Raw genomic sequence first — 3,526 nt, 5'->3', positions numbered from 1 at the left:
TTTGCAAGCAGGGGGTCGTCGGTTCGATCCCGACAGGCTCCACCACACGCCGCGAGTTTATCGACGCGGTAGCAATGAGCTGAACGGACATTGGGTCTGTAGCTCAGGTGGTTAGAGCGCACCCCTGATAAGGGTGAGGTCGGTAGTTCGAGTCTACCCAGACCCACCACTCTGAATGACTAGCGCATACAAAGAATTTATTACGGATCAGCATTGTGGCTGGTACGTGTTCTTTTAAAACTTGTGACGTAGCGAGCGTTTTGAGATTCTATCTTAGACGTGTCGTGAGGCTAAGGCGGAAGACTTAAATGTCTTCTTATTAATTGAGTCGTTATATTTCGTATCTGGGCTTTGTACCCCCAGGTCATATATATAACCCAAGGCAACTTGCGGTTATATGGTCAAGCGAATAAGCGCACACGGTGGATGCCTTGGCGGTCAGAGGCGATGAAGGACGTGGCAGCCTGCGAAAAGTATCGGGGAGCTGGCAACAAGCTTTGATCCGGTAATGTCCGAATGGGGAAACCCACCCGCTTGCGGGTATCCTGCAGTGAATACATAGCTGCTGGAAGCGAACCTGGTGAACTGAAATATCTAAGTAACCAGAGGAAAAGAAATCAACCGAGATTCCCTGAGTAGCGACGAGCGAACGGGGACTAGCCCTTAAGCTGGAATGGTTCTAGAAAAACAGCCTGGAACGGCTGGCCATAGAAGGTGATAGCCCTGTATTTAAAAGGGCCACTCCAGTGAAGACGAGTAGGGCGGGGCACGTGAAACCCTGTCTGAACATGGGGGGACCATCCTCCAAGGCTAAATACTACTGACCGACCGATAGTGAACCAGTACCGTGAGGGAAAGGCGAAAAGAACCCCGGAGAGGGGAGTGAAATAGATCCTGAAACCGTGTGCGTACAAGCAGTAGGAGCTCGAAAGAGTGACTGCGTACCTTTTGTATAATGGGTCAGCGACTTACTGTTCGTGGCAAGCTTAACCGTATAGGGGAGGCGAAGGGAAACCGAGTCTGATAAGGGCGCATAGTCGCGGGCAGTAGACCCGAAACCGGGTGATCTAGTCATGGCCAGGGTGAAGGTGCCGTAACAGGTACTGGAGGCCCGAACCCACGTCTGTTGCAAAAGACGGGGATGAGCTGTGATTAGGAGTGAAAAGCTAATCGAACCCGGAGATAGCTGGTTCTCCTCGAAAGCTATTTAGGTAGCGCCTCATATGTATCCTCTCGGGGGTAGAGCACTGTTATGGCTAGGGGGTCATCGCGACTTACCAAACCATTGCAAACTCCGAATACCGAGACGGACTGTATGGGAGACACACGGCGGGTGCTAACGTCCGTCGTGAAAAGGGAAACAACCCAGACCCACAGCTAAGGTCCCAAATTCACTGCTAAGTGGAAAACCATGTGGAAAGGCACAGACAGCCAGGAGGTTGGCTTAGAAGCAGCCACCCTTTAAAGAAAGCGTAATAGCTCACTGGTCGAGTCGGTCTGCGGGGAAGATTTAACGGGGCTAAGCAGTGAACCGAAGCTTGGGGTGTGCATATTTATATGTACGCGGTAGAGGAGCGTTCCGTAAGCCGTTGAAGGTGGATTGAGAAGTCTGCTGGAGGTATCGGAAGTGCGAATGCTGACATGAGTAACGATAATGCGGGTGAAAAACCCGCACGCCGAAAGCCCAAGGTTTCCTTGCGCAACGTTAATCGGCGCAGGGTGAGTCGGCCCCTAAGGCGAGGACGAAAGTCGTAGTCGATGGGAAGCAGGTTAATATTCCTGCACCTCGCGTAAGTGCGATGGAGGGACGGAGAAGGTTAGGTGTACCCGGCGTTGGTTGTCCGGGGGAAAGGCGGTAGGTTTGGATCTTTGGCAAATCCGGGATCCTTTAAGACCGAGCACCGAGACGAGCCTTTAAGGCGAAGTCACTGATACCACGCTTCCAGGAAAAGCTCCTAAGCTTCAGCTTACGCAGACCGTACCGTAAACCGACACAGGTGGGTAGGATGAGAATTCTCAGGCGCTTGAGAGAACTCGGGTGAAGGAACTAGGCAACATGGCACCGTAACTTCGGGAGAAGGTGCGCCCTTTTTGGTGGCTCATGCGAGCTATAGCTGAAGAGGGCCGCAGTAACCAGGCCGCTGCGACTGTTTATCAAAAACACAGCACTCTGCAAACACGAAAGTGGACGTATAGGGTGTGACGCCTGCCCGGTGCTGGAAGGTTAATTGATGGGGTCAGCCGCAAGGCGAAGCTCTTGATCGAAGCCCCAGTAAACGGCGGCCGTAACTATAACGGTCCTAAGGTAGCGAAATTCCTTGTCGGGTAAGTTCCGACCTGCACGAATGGCGTAACGACAGCGGCGCTGTCTCCACCCGAGACTCAGTGAAATTGAAATCGCTGTGAAGATGCAGCGTTCCCGTGGCAAGACGGAAAGACCCCGTGAACCTTTACTATAGCTTTACACTGAACGTTGAGTTCGTCTGTGTAGGATAGGTGGGAGGCTATGAAACCATGGCGCTAGCTGTGGTGGAGCCATCCTTGAAATACCACCCTGTCGTGCTTGACGTTCTAACCTAGGTCCATAATCTGGATCGGGGACCGTGTATGGTGGGTAGTTTGACTGGGGCGGTCTCCTCCTAAAGAGTAACGGAGGAGCTCGAAGGTACGCTCAGCGCGGTCGGACATCGCGCACTGTGTGCAAAGGCATAAGCGTGCTTGACTGCAAGATCGACGGATCAAGCAGGTAGGAAACTAGGACTTAGTGATCCGGTGGTTCTGTATGGAAGGGCCATCGCTCAACGGATAAAAGGTACTCCGGGGATAACAGGCTGATACCGCCCAAGAGTTCATATCGACGGCGGTGTTTGGCACCTCGATGTCGGCTCATCACATCCTGGGGCTGTAGTCGGTCCCAAGGGTATGGCTGTTCGCCATTTAAAGTGGTACGCGAGCTGGGTTCAGAACGTCGTGAGACAGTTCGGTCCCTATCTGCCATGGGCGTTGGAGATTTGAGAGGGGCTGCTCCTAGTACGAGAGGACCGGAGTGGACGAACCTCTGGTGTTCCGGTTGTCACGCCAGTGGCATTGCCGGGTAGCTATGTTCGGAAGCGATAACCGCTGAAAGCATCTAAGCGGGAAGCGCGCCTCAAGATGAGATCTCCCGGGGCACAAGCCCCCTGAAGGAACCATATAGACTATGTGGTTGATAGGTCAGGTGTGTAAGTACAGCAATGTATTGAGCTAACTGATACTAATGATCCGTGTGGCTTGACCATATAACCTCAAGTTGCCTTGGCCGACATGACATGTCGATAGATCCCAAGTGCACGCTACGTCACAAGACTTACGAGAGGCAGGCGCCTTATCCGTTCCTTAGGATGGCGACGCTCCAACTGTCTCCCTGGTGAAATTAGCGCTGTGGAACCACCCGATCCCATCCCGAACTCGGAAGTGAAACGCAGCTGCGCCGATGGTAGTGTGGCCTAAGCCATGCGAGAGTAGGTCATCGCCAGGGTTTTTACCC

At 53.0% G+C, this 3,526-nt stretch carries 1 tRNA gene and 2 rRNA genes; all 3 read left to right on the top strand.

The annotated features are described in order from the left end of the window. Nucleotides 1–92: 92 nt before the first annotated feature. The 3 genes from HMPREF3113_RS17795 (at nt 93) to rrf (ending at nt 3,517) form a co-directional block, all read left to right on the top strand. Nucleotides 93–169 (top strand) — tRNA-Ile (locus HMPREF3113_RS17795). Between the two features lie 230 nt (nt 170–399). Next, nucleotides 400–3,278, top strand: a 23S ribosomal RNA gene (locus tag HMPREF3113_RS17790). Nucleotides 3,279–3,402: 124 nt separating this feature from the next. Further along, nucleotides 3,403–3,517, top strand: a 5S ribosomal RNA gene (gene rrf / locus HMPREF3113_RS17785). The last annotated feature ends 9 nt before the right edge of the window (nt 3,518–3,526 follow it).

Origin of the sequence: Stenotrophomonas sp. HMSC10F06, assembly GCF_001807865.1 — a bacterium.
Taxonomy (GTDB): Bacteria; Pseudomonadota; Gammaproteobacteria; order Xanthomonadales; family Xanthomonadaceae; genus Stenotrophomonas; species Stenotrophomonas bentonitica_A.
Note: the sequence above shows the minus strand (reverse complement) of the source record. Positions and strands in the feature narration are given on the sequence as shown.